At 52.2% G+C, this 17,737-nt stretch carries 19 protein-coding genes; 11 read left to right on the top strand and 8 right to left on the bottom strand.

The annotated features are described in order from the left end of the window. Positions 1-86: 86 nt before the first annotated feature. The 8 genes from IPQ00_14985 to IPQ00_14950 all read right to left on the bottom strand — a co-directional run bounded on the left by IPQ00_14985 (position 87) and on the right by IPQ00_14950 (position 6,369). A complete protein-coding gene (locus IPQ00_14985) occupies positions 87-1,241 on the bottom strand; it encodes an SPFH domain-containing protein (protein ID MBL0241866.1) in 1,155 nt (384 codons plus the stop codon). Between the two features lie 95 nt (positions 1,242-1,336). Continuing rightward, positions 1,337-1,774 carry a VanZ family protein gene (vanZ, locus tag IPQ00_14980; protein ID MBL0241865.1) on the bottom strand — a complete coding sequence of 146 codons (438 nt, stop codon included), beginning with the start codon at positions 1,772-1,774 and terminating at the stop codon, positions 1,337-1,339. Between the two features lie 28 nt (positions 1,775-1,802). Beyond that, positions 1,803-2,048, bottom strand: coding sequence for a hypothetical protein (locus IPQ00_14975; GenBank protein MBL0241864.1), 246 nt, complete (start codon positions 2,046-2,048; stop codon positions 1,803-1,805). A gap of 182 nt (positions 2,049-2,230) precedes the next feature. Then, positions 2,231-3,106, bottom strand: a complete 876-nt coding sequence (gene atpG, locus IPQ00_14970) for an ATP synthase F1 subunit gamma (protein MBL0241863.1) — start codon at positions 3,104-3,106, stop codon at positions 2,231-2,233. A 74-nt stretch (positions 3,107-3,180) separates the two neighbouring features. Continuing rightward, positions 3,181-4,713 (bottom strand): F0F1 ATP synthase subunit alpha, encoded by a 1,533-nt coding sequence (locus tag IPQ00_14965; protein ID MBL0241862.1) that lies wholly within the window; start codon positions 4,711-4,713, stop codon positions 3,181-3,183. A gap of 71 nt (positions 4,714-4,784) precedes the next feature. Beyond that, entirely contained in the window at positions 4,785-5,327 is a 543-nt protein-coding gene (gene atpH, locus IPQ00_14960) for an ATP synthase F1 subunit delta (GenBank protein MBL0241861.1), read from the bottom strand. A gap of 1 nt (position 5,328) precedes the next feature. Next, positions 5,329-5,913, bottom strand: coding sequence for a hypothetical protein (locus tag IPQ00_14955; protein MBL0241860.1), 585 nt, complete (start codon positions 5,911-5,913; stop codon positions 5,329-5,331). Between the two features lie 6 nt (positions 5,914-5,919). Then, positions 5,920-6,369 (bottom strand): hypothetical protein, encoded by a 450-nt coding sequence (locus IPQ00_14950; protein MBL0241859.1) that lies wholly within the window; start codon positions 6,367-6,369, stop codon positions 5,920-5,922. A 175-nt stretch (positions 6,370-6,544) separates the two neighbouring features. Between IPQ00_14950 and IPQ00_14945 the strand changes: the two genes are divergently transcribed. From IPQ00_14945 to IPQ00_14895, 11 genes are all read left to right on the top strand, one after another. After that, positions 6,545-7,504, top strand: coding sequence for a site-specific DNA-methyltransferase (locus IPQ00_14945; protein MBL0241858.1), 960 nt, complete (start codon positions 6,545-6,547; stop codon positions 7,502-7,504). A 13-nt stretch (positions 7,505-7,517) separates the two neighbouring features. Beyond that, entirely contained in the window at positions 7,518-7,727 is a 210-nt protein-coding gene (locus IPQ00_14940; GenBank protein ID MBL0241857.1) for a hypothetical protein, read from the top strand. 33 nt (positions 7,728-7,760) lie between these two features. Further along, positions 7,761-8,036: a hypothetical protein gene (locus IPQ00_14935; GenBank protein MBL0241856.1), complete on the top strand. Its 276-nt coding sequence runs from the start codon at positions 7,761-7,763 to the stop codon at positions 8,034-8,036. 34 nt (positions 8,037-8,070) lie between these two features. Continuing rightward, positions 8,071-8,841: an exodeoxyribonuclease III gene (gene xth / locus IPQ00_14930; protein ID MBL0241855.1), complete on the top strand. Its 771-nt coding sequence runs from the start codon at positions 8,071-8,073 to the stop codon at positions 8,839-8,841. A 57-nt stretch (positions 8,842-8,898) separates the two neighbouring features. Next, positions 8,899-9,819: an alpha/beta hydrolase gene (locus IPQ00_14925; GenBank protein ID MBL0241854.1), complete on the top strand. Its 921-nt coding sequence runs from the start codon at positions 8,899-8,901 to the stop codon at positions 9,817-9,819. A 52-nt stretch (positions 9,820-9,871) separates the two neighbouring features. Next, positions 9,872-10,594: a superoxide dismutase gene (locus IPQ00_14920; GenBank protein ID MBL0241853.1), complete on the top strand. Its 723-nt coding sequence runs from the start codon at positions 9,872-9,874 to the stop codon at positions 10,592-10,594. A 318-nt stretch (positions 10,595-10,912) separates the two neighbouring features. Beyond that, complete coding sequence (locus IPQ00_14915) at positions 10,913-13,528, top strand: zinc-dependent metalloprotease (protein MBL0241852.1); 2,616 nt, start codon at positions 10,913-10,915, stop codon at positions 13,526-13,528. A 197-nt stretch (positions 13,529-13,725) separates the two neighbouring features. Beyond that, positions 13,726-14,982, top strand: a complete 1,257-nt coding sequence (locus tag IPQ00_14910) for a hypothetical protein (GenBank protein ID MBL0241851.1) — start codon at positions 13,726-13,728, stop codon at positions 14,980-14,982. Positions 14,983-15,004: 22 nt separating this feature from the next. After that, on the top strand, positions 15,005-16,369 hold the full coding sequence (locus IPQ00_14905) for a sigma-54-dependent Fis family transcriptional regulator (protein ID MBL0241850.1): 1,365 nt from the start codon (positions 15,005-15,007) through the stop codon (positions 16,367-16,369). 469 nt (positions 16,370-16,838) lie between these two features. Continuing rightward, on the top strand, positions 16,839-17,387 hold the full coding sequence (locus IPQ00_14900; GenBank protein ID MBL0241849.1) for a hypothetical protein: 549 nt from the start codon (positions 16,839-16,841) through the stop codon (positions 17,385-17,387). A 16-nt stretch (positions 17,388-17,403) separates the two neighbouring features. Further along, the gene (locus tag IPQ00_14895) at positions 17,404-17,736 is read left to right on the top strand and encodes a hypothetical protein (protein ID MBL0241848.1); all 333 of its coding nucleotides are present in this window, start codon (positions 17,404-17,406) and stop codon (positions 17,734-17,736) included. Position 17,737: the final 1 nt, after the last annotated feature.

Here is a 17,737-nt window from a genome sequence, read left to right as displayed (position 1 = left end):
TCTAATACGTTTGAAACGCAAATAGAAAGGACGGATGGACTTAGCTCGCCCACCCGTCCTCGGATCGTCAATGCCAAAATCTCAGTTTAGGCGTCGTCGGTCTTAGCACCGCACTCGGGGCAGAACTTGGCTCCCGGGGCGAGTTCGAACTGGCAACCGGTGCACTTGGCCTTTTCCTGCGTCGAGCCGCATTCGGAACAGAACTTGGCACCTTCGCGAAGTTCGGCACCGCATTTAATGCACGGAACCTTAGCGACCTCCATTTTGCCGCCGCAATCGGAGCAAAACTTAACGCCGGCCACATTCGCTTTGCCGCACGCCGGACACGGAACCGTCGCCGCGACTGCCGCCGGGGGTTGAGCACCGCCTGCCTGCTGGCCAAAAACATTTGCCATCTGGCCGCCGACCGCAAATCCCGCACCGAGGCCGGCACCGAGGCCCGCACCGCCGCCTTCGTTCTGCGCCGCATCGCGAAGGGCGTCCGCTGCCTGAAACTGCATATAGGTCTGAGCGTCGCCGAGAGCTCCCATCGATGCACGCTTGTCCATCGCGGCCTCGACTTCGGGCGGAAGGCTGACATTCTCGACGTAAAACTTGGTTACCTCGAGCCCGTAGCTACTGAAATCTTCGTTGATCTTACCGCGGATCGTATCGCCGATCTCTTTGTACTGAGCGGCGAGGTCGAGCGCCGGTATCTTGAGTTCGCCGAGAGCATCGGAAAACTCAGTAACGATGGCACGTTTGAGCTGACCGTCGATATCGTCGGTCTGAAAATGGGCATTGGTGCCGGCGATCTGCTTGATAAACTCGCTCGGATCAGCGACCCGCAAGCTGTAGGCGCCAAACGCACGCAGGCGGACGATACCAAAATCGGCGTCGCGGAGCATAACCGGATTGGACGTGCCCCATTTCATATCAGTGAACTGTTTCGTATTGACGAAATAGACTTCAGACTTGATCGGAGAATTGAAACCGTATTTCCACGCACCCAATTTCGAAAGGATCGGCGTATTACCGCCCTCGATGGTGTAGCGTCCGGGCGTAAACACATCAGCGACCTGGCCCTCGAAAACGAAGACTGCGGCCTGCGATTCGCGAACGATCAACTGGGCACCGTTCTTGATCTCCTGGGCGGCGACCGGAAAACGGTATACGAGTGTCGATTGTGATTCATCGAGCCACTCGATGACCTCGATAAACTGGTTTAATGCCTCTTGTTTGATCTTGTCAAAAATGCTCATTTATAAATCTCCTTGTCAGTACTCTTAACGATAAAATATGACACAAAGTTGCCGAAAATGGAAGTTTTTTGTTGGCCGAAGACAATTGAATGTCGCTATGCGATTACCGACCGCCGGATTTTGAGAATGCCCCAAATAACTGCGATCATCGAGACGCCGCCGGCAATATCAAGCATCACGTCGTTGATGCTGCCGGTCCTTGTCGCCTCAAAACTCTGATTGAATTCGTCAAGCGATGCGACCGCGATCACAAGCGCGAAGGCCGCGATATACTTCCAACGGGAGTTCCTGGACGCCCGGAATGCCAGGAAAGCGAGAATGGCATACTCGGTAAAATGTGCGAATTTGCGAATGAACGCGTGATACAGCGTGATCGTGTCCGACGATGCCGACGGAAACAAAAACTCGAGCAACGGGCGGATAAATCTCGAAGTCTGATCCATCGCCCCCTGTCCGCTCGACAGATAAAAAATGATGCCGACCCAAAATACGAGAGACGCAACTGCAAATATGCGATCGCGTCTCTCGTTCATACCCTTAGATCCAGTCAATTATCGGCCGCTAGTTGCCAAATGACGTCGAGGCCGAAAAACTACCGCCCGCGATCATCAAGATCATTCCTAGTATCATCATCCCCAGTTGCATCCAGCCTTCCTTCTTAACAAAACAGAATATCAGGCCCGCGATCCACGAGAAGAAAAAGATCAAAACCGTCCAAAGCGCCCCGCCGCTCTTGAATGCAATGATCATTAACCAGACCCAACCAACTACCAACAGAAGTAAACCCAAAAGACCAAGTATCGCCATAGTGTCCTCCAATTTTTGATGGTAAAGTTCTCGAAAACAGCGACATTAAAGAGCAAATGCCGAAAAGTAAAGATCGACAGTATATTACAACGGTACCATGCGATTAACAACTCTACCGCGATGCGCAAAAAAGCCGGGCTACGATCACGCGCCCGGCCTTTTGGTAAAACCCCGATCGCAAATTATGCTGCCGCGGCGCCGCTGACAACCTCGATGATCTCCTTGGTGATCGCAGCCTGACGGATACGGTTCATATTGAGAACCAGAGTGTCGATCAGTTCGCCGGCATTCTTTGACGCCGAGTCCATTGCCGTCATTCGCGAACCTTGTTCTGAGGCGACCGATTCGATCATACCGCGGTAGATCTGCGTCTCGACCTGTTTTGGCAAAAGCTTGCCAAAGATCTCGGCCACAGGCTGCTCATAGATATATTCGGCCTGAGCGGTGCCGTCTGCACCCGCATCGGAATCATTTCGCGGGATCGGCAAAAGCTGCTCAATAACGGGTTTTTGCGATAGAACGGTCTTGAATTCGGTAAAGACGATAAACACCTTGTCGATCGTCTCATCAGCGACAAAGTCCTTGATAAGCTTTTCAGCGATCTCGAGTGCGTCCTGGAGTTTGACCTGGCCCGAACCTGTCAATCCAATGTATTCGTCGGCAAAGACCACGTCACGACGCCTAAAGAAATCCCGACCCTTACGACCGACAGCGACCATCTCGGTCGTCTTGCCGTCGTGACTCTTAAGAAAGGCCTGTGTGGCCTTGATGACGTTGGCGTTGAACGCACCCGCGAGGCCCTTGTCGGCGCTGATCAGTACGATGAGATATTTGTCGTCTCCACGCTCGTCGAGTAGCGGATGCGAAAATTCATCAGCCACCTTTGCGCTCAGGCCGCCCAAAACTTCGGACATCTTACCCGCGAAAGGGCGTGATGAAGTGACGCGATCCTGGGCCCGTTTGAGCTTGGCCGCGGCGACCATCTTCATCGCCTTGGTGATCTGCTGAGTATTTTTGACCGACTTAATGCGTCGGCGCATATCCAATAGACTTGCCATATTCTTGTTGATGAGTGATAGGGAATGGGTAATAGTCGTCGACTATTACCCGCACCTAATCACCTATAACTAACCTACGCTGCGGTTGCCGTTGACGTTTCCCAACGTGTTGCCTTGAAATCCTCGATCGCTTCCTTCATCGCGGCCTTGAGATCGTCATCTATCGACTGCTTCTCGCGCATCGTGTTGAGCACGGCGGGATGAGCGTCCTTAGCAAACGTGGTCAGCTCTTCTTCAAAACGCTTAAGATCGGAAACCTCGATGTCGTCTGCCATTCCGTTGGTAACAGCCCAGATGATCAGCACCTGTTCGACTACTTCCATCGGCCGGTATTGCGGCTGTTTCAGTATCTCGGTCAGACGCTTTCCGCGTTCGAGTTGAGACTGGGTAGATTTGTCCAGGTCCGAGCCGAACTGCGCAAATGCCGCCAACTCGCGAAACTGGGCTAAGTCGATACGCAATGTACCGGCAACCTGCTTCATCGCCTTGATCTGAGCCGAACCGCCCACACGCGAAACCGAGTTACCGACGTTGATAGCCGGCCGTACGCCTGAGTTGAACAAGTCGGACTCAAGGAAGATCTGGCCGTCCGTGATCGAGATTACGTTGGTCGGAATGTAGGCCGAGATATCGCCGGCCTGAGTCTCGATGATCGGCAAACTGGTCAGCGAACCGCCGCCCTGCTTATCCGACATCTTAGCCGCACGCTCTAGCAAGCGTGAGTGCAAGTAGAAAACGTCGCCCGGATATGCCTCGCGGCCCGGCGGACGGCGGAGCAGAAGTGAAATTTCACGATACGCCGCAGCCTGCTTGGACAGATCGTCGTAGATCGTCAGAGCGTGACGGCCGTTGTCGCGAAAGTACTCGCCCATCGCGCAGCCTGCGTACGGAGCTAGAAACTGCATAGCCGCCGGATCAGATGCGGTCGCCGAAACGATGATCGTGTAGTCCATCGCGCCAAATTCGTCGAGCTTTTGGCGAACCTGAGCAACCGTCGACTGCTTCTGGCCGATAGCGACGTAGATACAGATAACGTCCTTGCCCTTTTGGTTGATGATCGTGTCGATCGCGACGGCCGTTTTACCGGTCTGGCGGTCGCCGATGATCAACTCACGCTGTCCGCGGCCGATCGGCACCATCGAGTCAATAGCTTTCAAACCGGTCTGAAGCGGCTCTTTAACGGGCTGACGATCAATAATGCCGGGGGCGATACGCTCGATCGGAAAATAGGTGTCAGTAACGATGTCGCCCGCTTCGTCGATCGGATTACCGAGAGCGTCAACTACTCGGCCGATCAATGCATCGCCGACCGGCACGCTCATAATGCGCTTGGTGCGTTTGGCTTCGTCACCGGCCTCGATCTTCTGGAAATCGCCGAAGAGCACGCAACCGACCTTGTCTTCCTCAAGGTTAAGTGCGAGACCGCGCACGCCGTGCGGAAATTCGAGCAACTCACCGGCCATAACCTTTTCGAGGCCGTAGATCTCGGCGATACCATCGCCGACCTTGATCACCGTGCCGACCTCGTTGACCGTCATACTGGCGTCAAAGTTCTCGATCTGTGCACGAATGATCTCGTTTATTTCGTTTGCTTTAATTGCTTCCATATTAATTGTTAGTGGCCCGTTGCCGTTAAGCCTGCCGCATTTTCGACCAGCGGCAGACCGCCCGCAAATTGCTATCCACCAATGAGCTGTTCTTTAAGAGTATCTAATTTAGTTCGGATCGAGCCGTCATAGACGGTTGACCCGATGCGGGTTACGACGCCGCCGATAATATCGCTGTTTGTTAAAAATTTAATATTGACCTTTTTGCCCGTCATCTTTTCGATATTTAGCTGAAAAGCGGCACGTTCATTTTCCGGCAGTTCGCGGGCCGATGTGATCTCGGCCGCGATCACGCCTTTACGCTCCTCTAGCACCGACGCAAACCGGCGATTGATCTCGCCGATCTCATTCAGTCGGTCGTTTTTGAGCAAAATACGCAAGAAGTTTGCCGTCGTTTTGGTCGGAGCGGATCTGGCGATCAGTTCCTCAAGCAGATTCTGCTTATTGAGGTGCGTGATCGACGGATTGCTGAAAACGTTACTCAGATTTGGGTTTTCGTCAAAGATACGGTGCCAACCGGCGAGCTCATCTCTGACGGTATCAACGTCGCCTGCCTGCAAAACAACGTCTGCAAGTGCGGCGGAATAGCGGCGGGCGACTGTTTCGGTACTCATTTTAGTTAAGCCCTCCGATCTCTTGGATGTTTGCCCTTACCAAACGGGCATCGCTCTCGCCATTGATCTGCGAACGTAGCTTTTGCTCGGCAAGGCGAATGCTTTCTTCGGCAGCAAATCGACGGAGTTCAGCACGTGATTGACTGACCAGACGGGCGATCTCAGCCTCGGTCTGCTGACGAAGCCTCTGGATCTCGGTCTCAGTGTGAGCGGCAAGACGCTGCTTTTCCGCTTCGGCTTCGGCCTTCGCGTTAGCAAAAACACCTTGTTTCTCGGTTTCGAGCTGAGCGAGTTTGGCCTCGGCAGCGGTCAATTTCGCGAGTGCGGCCTGCTTCTCTTCCTCAGCCTTAATCAACTCGGAACGGATGGCTTCGCGCTTTGCCTTAAATGCATCTCCGAGCGGTTTTTTGAGAAGGTAAACACCGATCGCGATAAACAGAAAGAGATTAATGAATTTCCAGATCTCAAAACCTGGAAAATTGAACCACTCGTTGTAAAAATGCTTAAACGATTCCCAAGCTCCGCCGGAGCCGGCCGCGGCCGCACCGGAGAAAAATAAAATAATATTGCTTATGAACAAGAGCATATAATCCTAAGCCTTTAAGATATTGGCTGCGATCGAATCGGCTATCTTTTCAGCGTCAGCGGCCAGCGTCGAACGTGTTTCGGCGGCCTGCTTTTCAACTTCCGCTTTGCCGGTCTCAAATCTATCGGCGACCTCAGCCTTGACCTTGCCGATCTGTTTTTCCCGATCGACCGCCGCGTCTTTCTGCTCGCTTTCGATCAACTCGTAGCCCTTTGAGCGGGTCTCAAGCATTTCGCGTGAGTATCTCGATTCTTTTTCGGTGGCATCGCGCAGGATCGTCCCCGCTTCGCCGCCTTCGACGCCCTTGTATTTATCGCGGGTCGCCATAATGCGGTTGATCGGTTTGAACAGGGTGCGGTTGAGGACCCAGATCATGATCAGGATCAACGCGATATGGATGAAGATCGTGCCGTCCGGGAAGAGTTGTATACTTTCGGCAAACGCCAACAAATGCATAAACTTATTTGACCAATAACAGTGTGTTAAAAAGGCTAAAAGCGCCCGATTCTCAAAAGACTTAATGGTATCACGCGCCCATTTTAAGGGTCAAGGAGCGCTTGCGTCGGAGCGTTGCCGGAGTTTTGGTTCGCAATACTTCGTCACTATGCTAGAGTTCAAAACGAACACCCTGATGGCAAGATCTCAAACAAATGATCCTCGACCGAGAGCTCCGCGAAACCGAACTATCGAGATAGGTGCGGATGAGGTCGTTTCGCTCCAAAAACAACTCGTAAGCTCCGACCAACTCGGCGACAGGCCGCATTCTGATAATTTGGTCATCTGCGGTGACGCATTCGAAGTGTTGCCACGATTACCCAATTGCCATTTCGACCTGCTTTTTGCGGATCCGCCATATAACCTGACCAAGAGATTTGGGAAAGAAAGCTTTCGTGAGCGATCGTCCGACGAATATGAAGAATGGCTCGATTCGTGGCTAAAGCTGTGCGTGCCGCTTCTTAAACCCGGAGCGTCGGCCTATATCTGCGGCGACTGGCGCTCGGGTTCGGTGATCCAAAGTGTCGGGTCGAGATATTTCAAACTGCAGAACCGTATTACCTGGGAGCGAGAAAAGGGCCGCGGAGCCAAGGCTAACTGGAAGAACGCCTCGGAAGATATATGGTTTTTCACGATGTCGGATGAATATACCTTCAATGTGGACGCGGTAAAGCAACGGCGGCGCGTGCTCGCACCGTATCGTGAGGACGGGAAACCGAAAGATTGGACGGAAACACCCGGCGGCAATTTTCGCGACACTCACCCGTCAAATATCTGGACAGATATCACCGTGCCCTTTTGGTCAATGCCCGAAAATACAGACCACCCGACGCAAAAGCCCGAGAAACTCCTCGCAAAGATAATTCTTGCGAGTTCCGACGCCGGCGACGTCATCCTCGACCCATTCGCAGGCAGCGGCACAACCGCCGTCGTGGCAAAAAAGCTCGGGCGAGATTTTGTTACGATCGAATCGGATGAAAATTATTGTCTGCTGGCGCAAAAGCGGCTCGAACTCGTGGAAACCGACAATGCTATTCAGGGATTTGCGGATGGGGTCTTTTGGGAGAGAAATTCATCCGCAATTAGTCCAGAGTAATGTTCTAGCATCTATGAAATCTCTACTTTTGATCTCATTTTTTCTGACCGTTGTCGGTAGCGGTACGTTGGCTCAGCAAAAATCTACGGTTCCGACTACTAGATCAGATCTCGTATATGGTCGTCCGTTTAGAGTGCCGCAGGTTCGCGTTTATTTGACGGATGAGGAAACTGGCGGGCCATTCGCGGAAAAGGACGTCAAGGCAAAGTATTGCTGGGGCTGAGAAGTTATTAAACGGACACCGGAAACCGACCGTATGGTGACCTCAGAATGTATGTCCGTCAAGCTGCGAACGGATTCCGCTGGCAGTGTCTCACTGCGAACACTGCTAATATCGCCATCACGCGCTCAATCTCCGACCGGAAGTGAGTTTTCAGAACCTCACTTCAAGTACGCAGGCATTAGCGTCAACGACGGAAAGCACAGCACCTATATGTCAGTCTTTGAAGCCGAAGTAGATCTTTTAGACAAGAATGGCGAGGTTCATCGAACTGTCAGACTTTATCCGCGACCGATCGCTCCTAAAAAGTAGCTTGCCTTGATCAAGATATGTTAAAAACTAGATAATGAAAGTCGCAACCTGGAATGTTAATTCGATCCGTCTGAGGACGGAATCGATGCTCAATTGGCTCGAGCAAACGGGCACTGATGTACTCTGCGTCCAAGAGACCAAGGTGGATGATGAGCATTTCCCGCTCGAGCAGTTCACATCTGCGGGCTACAACGTCGCGTTCTTTGGCCAGAAATCCTACAACGGAGTCGCCATCATTTCGACACACGAAATAGCCGACGTGCAAAAGGGATTTCACGACGATGACGACGAGCAACCCAAGCGTCTGATCGCCGCGACCATCAACGGCATTCGGATCGTCAACACATATATCCCGAACGGCACGGAACTCTGGACTGAAAAATTTACCTTCAAACTCGATTGGCTGCATCGTCTCCGGCAAATGTTTGACGATAATTGCGACACAAACTCGAATGTACTTTTGTGCGGCGATTTTAATGTCGCACCGGACGAGCTAGACGTCTGGAGCGTTCCCGCCTGGCAGGGCAAACTCCACTTTTCCAAACCCGAACGCGCGGCGATGGATCACGTCAAACAATGGGGTTTTGTCGATGCATTTCGTCATAAAAACGGAGACGTGCAGGAGTTTTCGTGGTGGAACTACCGCGAAGGCGCCTGGCAGCGAAATCAGGGCCTACGGATCGACCACATTTGGGTATCGCAGCCCTTGGCCGAGAAATGTACCGGTTGCTGGATCGACAAAGCCCCGCGAGGTCAGGAGCGTCCGAGCGATCACACGCCGGTCGTTGCTGAATTTTCTATTTAGGCTCGGGATCACGCGCAAAAATTGTCAAAGTAGATGAAAAGAAAGGTAATATTGAGCATGATCACTATTCTGGCGATCGTGTTTGTGATCGCGGTCGGATCCGCCATCGGTTTTATCTATCTGACACCCGAGACTGCAACGAGAGTCCTTTTCAATTTTGAGCGCCAACGCGCCGGACTGGTTCGTAAAGAGATACGATTGCCCGACGGCGCTAATTATGCCTATCTCGAGGGCGGCCAGGGCGAGGCCTTAGTGCTCTTGCACGGATTTGGCGCAAATAAGGACACATTTGCCCGCACATCACGATATCTGACATCGCATTACAGAGTGGTCGTGCCGGACCATATCGGATTTGGTGAGTCCGATCATCCGGCGGAGGCTGACTATTCCCCAAATGCTCAGGCCGAGCGATTGCACGCACTAGCCAAAGCCCTCGGCATTTCCACCCTACATCTCGGCGGCAACTCGATGGGCGGCCAGATCGCTATGGCGTATGCCGCACTTTATCCCGACGAAGTAAAAAGTCTCTGGCTGCTTGATCCCGCCGGTATCTGGTCGGCGCCTGAGAGCGATCTTAGAAAGCTCATTGCCAAAACGGGAAAGAATCCTCTGATGCCGCAAACTGAGGACGAATTTGCCGAGCTGATCCCATTCGTGATGGCGGACGCTCCATTTATCCCGCGGCCATTGATGAATGTGATGGCACGCGAGCGGATACTTAACTATACGCTGGAGGAAAAGATATTTCCGCAACTTATAGCGGACTCGGTCGAGCAGCGGGTAAATGGAATGCAGACGCCGACACTGATCGTGTGGGGAGAACTTGATCGGACGCTTAACGTTGCGTCCGCCGAGATACTACACAATTTGATGCCGAACTCGCAGGTGATAATAATGCCGGGAGTCGGCCACGTACCGATGGTCGAACGCCCGCTGCAGTCGGCGAACGATTACCTTAAGTTTCGTTCAACGCTATAGAGATTAACGAACTTAGAATAACCGAGTAAAATCATTGAGCAAGGAGTAAATTATGAATAAGATCACACGCAGAGAAGCATTAACGGGAATTTTGGCAACCGGAACCGCCGCATTGGCAGCGGGTCGGATCAGCGGCCAGACGACAGCCCGAACGGAAGAATTGGCTCCGGCCTTTGCCGGATCGCATATCGCAAAACCGCTTCCATTCGACGCCGCAAAGCTGTCCGGAATATCGGAAAAGCTGATCCGTTCTCACCACGACAATAATTACGCAGGCGCCGTCAAAGCCCTCAACGCCGTCGAAAAACGGCTCGCAGCAATGATGCAAGATAAGGATGTGCCCGCATATTTGTACGGCGATCTCAAGCGCCAAGAGCTCATCCGCACCGGCTCGATCGTATTGCACGAACATTATTTTGCAAACCTCGGCGGCAACGGAAAGGCTGACGGAAATGCGAAAAAAGTGATCGAAAAATGGTTTGGTAGCTACGAGTCGTGGGAAGCCGAATTCAAACGCACCGGAAATTCACTTAGCGGAGGATCAGGTTGGACAGTGTTTGCATACAATATGCACACTCGCGAATTTCATAACTACTGGTCATTTGACCACACCACCAGTCCGCCATTCACAGTGCCGCTACTCGTGCTGGATATGTACGAACACGCATATCAAATGGATTACGGTGCCGCGGCAGATAAGTACGTAAATGCGTTTATGACAAACGTAAATTGGGACGAAGTTAATCGACGGGTCGAAACATTGCCGAAATCTTAGCGACCCGTAAATATTGCCACTTGCCGGATCACTAAGTACTTTGATTCGAGTGACAACCGCCGCGAAATGCCCGATAGCCCAAATAAAATGGTCTATCGGTCAAAATTTATTGATTGGCCGCAGAAACAAAGTTACTATCTGTTACGTAAGATTCCAGTCCAATTAGAAATAGTTTTGTCGGAGAACCGCTGTCGTTATTATACTGCGACGGAGTTTTCGAATAAGTTTGAGACACAAAAGGCCCTATTGTTGCCGGGGCCTGGAGCTCTAGTTCCGAGAAATTGCCCGATTATCCACCAATCCAGGAGAGTTACGTTAATGAGAACCTTTAAGTTAAGTTCGCTTTTGCTTTTAATATGCCTGGCAGCGACCGCTCTGGTCGTAAATGCCCAGGATCCGCCGCCGGAAACGCCCACACCGGGAGGTGCGAGGCCCGGAGCAGGCGGTCCGCCCTCATCGGATCCACAGCCTTATGACAAGGTCATCACCAAGGACGCCAAAACAAAGAAAGGCATATTCGCCGTCCATCAGGTGAAAGACAAATATTATTACGAGATACCGAAGAGCGAATTTGGCAAGGAATATCTCTGGGTTGCGCAGATCGCGAAAACGACCCTAGGTGCCGGATACGGCGGCCAGGCACTCGGCAACCGTGTCGTCCGCTGGGAACTGATCGACAACAAAGTCCACCTGCGAAACCGCAATTACAGCGTCATCGCTGACCCTAAGACACCGATATCCGAGGCGGTCCAGGCAGCTAACAACGACTCGATCCTGATGACGTTCAGCGTCGCGGCGTGGGGCCCGAATAACGATACAGCGGTGATCGACGTGACTCGGCTATTCAGCACGGACGTATTCGAATTCAGCGCCCGTCAGCGGTTAAATGCGACCGCACTCGACTCGTCACGCTCATTTATCGAACGCGTCACACCATATCCGACCAACATCGAGGCCGAATCTTCGATGACATATACCCGGATCGCTCCGCCTGCGGGAATGCCGGGCGGCGGCAGTTCGCAATCGTCCGGAATGAACCCCGGCAGTGCGACGGTCGTGCTGCATCACAGTATGGTCAAGCTGCCCGAAAATCCGATGATGCCGCGCCTCTTCGACGAACGGGTCGGCTATTTTTCGCAGACGCAGATCGACTATGGCCGTGATGAGCAAAAGGCTCCGGAGACGACCTATATCCGCCGTTGGAGACTGGAGAAAAAAGATCCAAGTGCTGAGCTTTCCGAACCGGTCAAGCCGATCGTTTACTACATCGACTCGGCAACACCTACCAAGTGGGTCCCGTTTATGATCAAGGGCGTCGAGAAATGGCAGAAGGCTTTTGAGGCCGCCGGATTTAAGAACGCGATCATCGCCAAGCGTGCACCGACCAAAAAGGAAGATCCGGATTTTGCGGCCGAAGACGCCCGTTATTCCGTCATCCGCTGGTTGCCGTCAACGATCGAGAACGCCTCGGGCCCGCACGTCGCGGATCCGCGTACCGGCGAGATACTCGAGTCGGACATCCAGTTCTATCACAATATTATGAACCTCCAGCGTTCGTGGTACTTTCTGCAGGTAGGTCCGCTGGATAAACGCGTTCAGCAACTGCCGATGCCTGATGACCTGATGGGTGTGCTGCTCGAATATGTGGTCGCTCACGAGGTCGGACACACACTCGGTTTTCAGCATAATATGAAGGCGAGTTCGATGTATCCGCAAGAGAAGGTCCGCGATCGCGAGTGGGTCCACAAGATGGGCCATACGCCATCGCTGATGGACTATTCGCGATTTAATTACGTTGCGCAACCCGAGGACAATATCCGCGTCGAAGACCTCGTCCCCGGTATTGGGCCGTATGACGAATGGGCAACGATGTGGGGCTATAAGCCGATCCCGGGAGCAAAGACCCCTGATGCCGAAAAGTCGACTCTGGATACTTGGGCACTCGCTCAGGACGCGACGCCGTGGTACAGATTTTCGACCGCCGGTTCGGCGGGCAGCGATCCGGGTGAGTTGACCGAGGCCGTCGGCGACGCTGACGCGGTCAAGTCATCCACACTCGGAATGATGAATCTGAAGCGGGTTTCGAAAATGCTCGTGCCGGCGACGACCAATGAAAAGGGTATGCCGTACGACGACCTTGCCGAACTCTATGGCCGTATGCTCGGTCAGTGGACACTCGAAATGAACCACGTCGCCGCGATCGTCGGCGGGCTCAATTCGCAGCAAAAGCATATCGGACAGAGCGGCGTTCGATTTACCGTCGTGCCAAAACCCCGGATGGTCGAGGCGGTCAAATTCCTTAATGAGAATGCATTTGCAACGCCGGCGTGGGCGATCGATAAAGAGATCCTGAGACGGATCGAACCGATCGGTGCTCTCAATCGCGTAAGAAATGCGCAGAACAGCGTTTTGAACAATCTGCTGTCCAGTTCGCGTTTTGCACGGCTCGTCGAGCAGCAGGCATTGGACGGAAGCTCAGCGTATTTGCCAGCTGAGTTTCTGGCCGACGTAAGGGCCGGCGTATGGACCGAACTCGGAACGCCGAGAGTGACCATCGACGCCTATCGCCGTAATCTGCAGCGGGCGTACCTCGACATCGCAAATGCGAAGCTCAACGCAACGCCCGCGGCCCTGCCGCAGGGTTTACCGGCATCGTTCGCCGCTATGTTCGTCACCAGCGGTGATGAAAAGGCATTTTACCGTGCCGAATTGCGGGCGATCAATTCGTCGGCAGTTGCTGCCCTGAGCAAGACGACCGACCGGGCAACGCGCGTTCACCTCGAAGGTGTCCGTGACCAGATCGCCAAGATCCTCAACCCGGATCAAGGTACGAACACGACGGCGACCGGATCGAGCAACAGACTCGCGATGGAACTCATCGACCTATATCTGGAACCCGCGTCCTGCTGGCAGGACCATATCATCAAGCCGTAATCAGACGACTTGATCAACCGCCAAATACTAAACGGCACACGGACGGCAGATCGCCTGTCTGTGTGCCGTTTGGATTTATTAACGTAATCCCCCTTGTTTTCCCCGATCTATGGCACTTGAATTGCATCGAAAATTGTCGCGCCTCTTATTTGTAAATATTATCTTAGAGACGTACCGAAAAAGGCGCTGATCAACATATGGGACAAGCTCGGTTAAGGACCAACCAATATAAGACGCAGGAATCGGCACTGATCTTGCTCAACATTGGCGTCATCGCGGCACTGTTTTTTGTACACATCGGCTTTATATCACTACTCGGGCGTCCCACAATGGCGCTCTTATTAACGCTAGCAATCAGATTCGTAATTCTTATTTTTGAATTGCTATGGGTACAACGGCTTACCGAGACTACAAGTTTATTCGCAATTGACGTCCATATTCATTTTTCGATCATCCTAAACATTGTTTTCGCATTTATGGCGGCTATCTCGGGCGGTACGGCCGATAGTCACTATTCGGTGTTGATGATACTGCCGATATTGTCGGCGGCATATCACTTCAGTCTAATTCGAACGCTGCTGATCACGACGATAATTGCAGCACTTACATTTCTCGAAGTTTCGATCTATTTCAGCTATCACCCGCCGATCGACGTGAGTGAATATTTTGAAGCGGCAACGGTATCTCTGGTCTTTCTGGTGGTGGCGTTAGTCGTCTGGTTTCTGGTAGGTAACTTGCGAAGTGAAGAAGAAAAGCTAAACGCGAGTTTGATAGAGCTCCGGCTTCTTCAGGAAAAGCTTGTAGCCGAGGAAAAACTCGCAGCAGTGGGCCAATTATCCAGTTCCATCGCTCACGAGATTAGAAATCCGGTAACGATGATCGCTAACTCGCTGAAAATGGCTGAAAAGTATGAGCAAGGTTCGCCGATCCGAACGGAAATGTTCAATATTGCAACCGCAGAGGCAAAACGACTCGAGTCTCTGACTACTGAATTTCTGGCATTTGCTCGTTCCAAAAAACCGGAACTCAAGTCAGTTAACGTGTATGAGACTCTCGAATATATCGCCAGCCTCGCCAAGGCCAGCCTTGCCGAAAAGAACATCGTGTTAAGGGTTAAGTGCCCCCGCCAGCTTTTCGCTCCGATGGATGGCTCACTGATCCACCAAGCGTTGCTCAATCTGCTTACAAATGCGATCAATGCTGCCAGACAGGGCGATGAAATAACGATCGGAGGCGAAAAAAGAGAGAGTTTGTTGATCTTATATATCGAAGGTCAAGGCTCTCGTATCCCCGATGAGATTGCTGAGAAGATCTTTGAGCCATTTTACACGAGTGGGCCGAAGGGTACCGGGCTTGGATTGCCTATCGTCAGAAACATTGCACGTGCACACGGCGGCGATGTGTTTCTTGCCAACAACGAAAATGGTAATGTGAGATTTGAAATACGGTTTTGAGCGTCCGGGGCACGCAAGAAAGATGGCAAAAGTACTGATAATCGACGACGAGCCGAATATGCGGCGGATCCTGAGCCTGATTCTGCAGGAGTCAGGCCATTCCGTGGTCGAAGCGGGCGGCGTCAGCCAGGCACTCGCTCAATTGGGCTCCGATCAGTTTGACCTTGTGATCTCCGACAAAAAAATGCCGGACGGTGACGGATTTGACGTGTTGAAGTATTGCGGCGAGAACGAGCCGTCGTTGCCCGTAGTCATCTTGACCGCACTTGCCACGGTCGAGCTTGCCGTCGAAGCAATGCAGGCCGGAGCCTTCGATTTCATCTCGAAACCTTTTGTGCCGGAGGTTGTAACGGCGGTGGTCACGCGTGCGACCGAACGCACAAAGCTTTTGCGTGAAAACGTCGTTCTGCGAACCGAGGCAAAGCGGTTTGAATTTGCCAATGAGATACTGGGTGACAGCCCGGCGATCTTCGATCTTAAGGAGAAGATCGCGAAGATCGCCCCAACTAACGCGACCGTGCTCATCACGGGCGAAACCGGCACCGGGAAAGAGTTAGTTGCGAGGGCGATCCACAAAGGCAGTACGCGTGCTAATGAGACATTTCTAGCGGTCAACTGTGCCGCCGTTTCGGAACAACTACTCGAATCTGAATTATTTGGCCACGAAAAGGGTGCGTTCACCGGAGCGGATAAAGCGCGCCAAGGACTTTTTGAGGCCGCTCATCGGGGAACACTCCTACTCGATGAGGCTGGTGAAATGTCACTTGGATTGCAGGCTAAACTGCTGCGTGTTCTGACGGACGGCCAGTTTCTAAGGGTCGGAGCGACCACGCCGCGTACGGTTGACGTCCGGGTGCTTGCGGCAACCCATCGCGACTTGCTTGCACGTGTCAAGGTAGGATCATTTCGGGAGGATCTCTATTATCGACTCGCGGTAGTACCGATCGACATACCGCCACTTTGTCAACGAACAGAAGATATTCCCGTGCTGGTTGAGTATCTCATTGGCAAAGTTTGTCGGGAACTGAAAGTTCCGGAACGCACAATGAGTGCCGCAGCCCTCAAAAAACTGCAAAAATATCATTTTCCGGGAAATGTTCGCGAACTGCGCAACCTCATCGAGCGAGCGTGTATTCTGACGGCGAATGATGTTATCGATGCCAAAGACCTAGTGCTCGTATCAGATAACCTCGACATAGAGGCCTCGGCAAACGACGACATCACACTCCCGGACGGAGTCGAACTACCCGCATTTCTCGCCTCGATCGAGTCGAAGTTGATAGCTGAAGCATTGCTCGATTCGAACGGCGTACAGGCTGAAGCTGCCCGCCACTTAGGCATCTCGCGCAGTGATATTGCATATAAGATAAGAAAGTATGGCTTGTGACCGTATGTAGTAATTTTCATACACATTGACCTCATTGCGTATTACATTTGATACCACGAATTGGCCCCAACATCCCTCCATTACCACTAAACGCTGCAAATAAACGGCTTATCCGCCGTTCGTCGGACGGCATCGGAATTGCACTTATCTCTTTCAACAGTTACCCATACTGATTTGAATTAAAAGGAGGTAAACACAAATGCGATCTCGAAAACTGCGAAAGGCGAACAGGCCGAGTTGTTTGCCGATGCCCTAGCCGATCCGGACGCTTAGAGACCCGACGAGAATGCTTTTTATGTCTCGTCGGCGTGTGGATGCACGTCAACGGATGCGTCGTTTCAAAAACGTCCGGGCGATTTTATGCCGAAAGAAAAATTTGAATCTATCAACTAATTTGAAAGGGGAAAACTACAAGGTTATTTAAGTTAATTCCAACGCCTGAAGTTAATTTCTCCGAGGAGTGTTTATTATGTTTCCGCCAATACCTACCTGGGAAGGCCTTCATCCGATCATCGTGCACTTTCCGATCGCACTGTTGATGATCGCACCGGTCATCATCATTCTCGGCTTGCTAATGCCAAAGAATGGCCGGGCCGTTCTGATATCAGCTTTTGTGTTGATGCTGATCGGTACCATTGCGACCTTCGTCGCCGTATCGACGGGCGATGCCGCCGGCGAACTTGCCGAACACGTCCCGAACGTTAAATCGGTTCTCGAAGAGCACGAGGAACTCGCCGAGACTACCCAAACCGTATTTGCGGCATTGACGACGATATTTGGCGTAATGCTCTTCGCTCCAATGATATTCAAAAAAGAATTGTCGCGGAAGATCGTAATTCCGCTAAATGTAGCATTCTTGGTGTTTTATGGAGCGGGCGTTGTTTTGCTGATGAATACAGCACATCAGGGCGGACGACTTGTCCACGAATTTGGAGTGACGGCAAATAACCCGCAGAGTACGCAGACAACTCCCGGAGCGGTTGAGAAGAGATCTAAAAAGGACGATCACGACGACTAAAAAACGGAGATAAATTATGAAAAAGATACTTTTTTTGAGTATGACATTGACACTTGGGCTATCATTCATCGGCTGCGGAGGTTCGGCAGAAAAAAGTGAGAACAAGTCACCGGCGGCCGTAACTAACGTAAACACTCAGCCCGCAAACAGCAACACCGGGGCTAGAGTCGACAATGACGACGACGACAAGAGCCGCAACGGATCGAATTCGACACTATCGAACGGAGTCAGAACGGGCGACCGAGATGATGTGAGGTCAGGTAACAGATCCGCAAATTCTAATCGCGTCAAGACTCACACGGATCGCGACGATCGCGATAAGAAGGGTTCGGACGATGACGATCGATAAA

The organism is Chloracidobacterium sp., from assembly GCA_016720705.1.
Classification (GTDB): domain Bacteria; phylum Acidobacteriota; class Blastocatellia; order Pyrinomonadales; family Pyrinomonadaceae; genus OLB17.
Note: the sequence above shows the minus strand (reverse complement) of the source record. Positions and strands in the feature narration are given on the sequence as shown.

Excerpts from the sequence above, each read along its gene's own strand:
- IPQ00_14985 (MBL0241866.1), bottom strand. The coding sequence starts at position 1,241 with ATGAGCATTTTTGACAAGATCAAACAAGAGGCATTAAACCAGTTTATC.
- vanZ (MBL0241865.1), bottom strand. The coding sequence starts at position 1,774 with ATGAACGAGAGACGCGATCGCATATTTGCAGTTGCGTCTCTCGTATTT.
- IPQ00_14975 (MBL0241864.1), bottom strand. The coding sequence starts at position 2,048 with ATGGCGATACTTGGTCTTTTGGGTTTACTTCTGTTGGTAGTTGGTTGG.
- atpG (MBL0241863.1), bottom strand. The coding sequence starts at position 3,106 with ATGGCAAGTCTATTGGATATGCGCCGACGCATTAAGTCGGTCAAAAAT.
- IPQ00_14965 (MBL0241862.1), bottom strand. The coding sequence starts at position 4,713 with ATGGAAGCAATTAAAGCAAACGAAATAAACGAGATCATTCGTGCACAG.
- atpH (MBL0241861.1), bottom strand. The coding sequence starts at position 5,327 with ATGAGTACCGAAACAGTCGCCCGCCGCTATTCCGCCGCACTTGCAGAC.
- IPQ00_14955 (MBL0241860.1), bottom strand. The coding sequence starts at position 5,913 with ATGCTCTTGTTCATAAGCAATATTATTTTATTTTTCTCCGGTGCGGCC.
- IPQ00_14950 (MBL0241859.1), bottom strand. The coding sequence starts at position 6,369 with ATGCATTTGTTGGCGTTTGCCGAAAGTATACAACTCTTCCCGGACGGC.
- IPQ00_14945 (MBL0241858.1), top strand. The coding sequence starts at position 6,545 with ATGGCAAGATCTCAAACAAATGATCCTCGACCGAGAGCTCCGCGAAAC.
- IPQ00_14940 (MBL0241857.1), top strand. The coding sequence starts at position 7,518 with ATGAAATCTCTACTTTTGATCTCATTTTTTCTGACCGTTGTCGGTAGC.
- IPQ00_14935 (MBL0241856.1), top strand. The coding sequence starts at position 7,761 with ATGGTGACCTCAGAATGTATGTCCGTCAAGCTGCGAACGGATTCCGCT.
- xth (MBL0241855.1), top strand. The coding sequence starts at position 8,071 with ATGAAAGTCGCAACCTGGAATGTTAATTCGATCCGTCTGAGGACGGAA.
- IPQ00_14925 (MBL0241854.1), top strand. The coding sequence starts at position 8,899 with ATGATCACTATTCTGGCGATCGTGTTTGTGATCGCGGTCGGATCCGCC.
- IPQ00_14920 (MBL0241853.1), top strand. The coding sequence starts at position 9,872 with ATGAATAAGATCACACGCAGAGAAGCATTAACGGGAATTTTGGCAACC.
- IPQ00_14915 (MBL0241852.1), top strand. The coding sequence starts at position 10,913 with ATGAGAACCTTTAAGTTAAGTTCGCTTTTGCTTTTAATATGCCTGGCA.
- IPQ00_14910 (MBL0241851.1), top strand. The coding sequence starts at position 13,726 with ATGGGACAAGCTCGGTTAAGGACCAACCAATATAAGACGCAGGAATCG.
- IPQ00_14905 (MBL0241850.1), top strand. The coding sequence starts at position 15,005 with ATGGCAAAAGTACTGATAATCGACGACGAGCCGAATATGCGGCGGATC.
- IPQ00_14900 (MBL0241849.1), top strand. The coding sequence starts at position 16,839 with ATGTTTCCGCCAATACCTACCTGGGAAGGCCTTCATCCGATCATCGTG.
- IPQ00_14895 (MBL0241848.1), top strand. The coding sequence starts at position 17,404 with ATGAAAAAGATACTTTTTTTGAGTATGACATTGACACTTGGGCTATCA.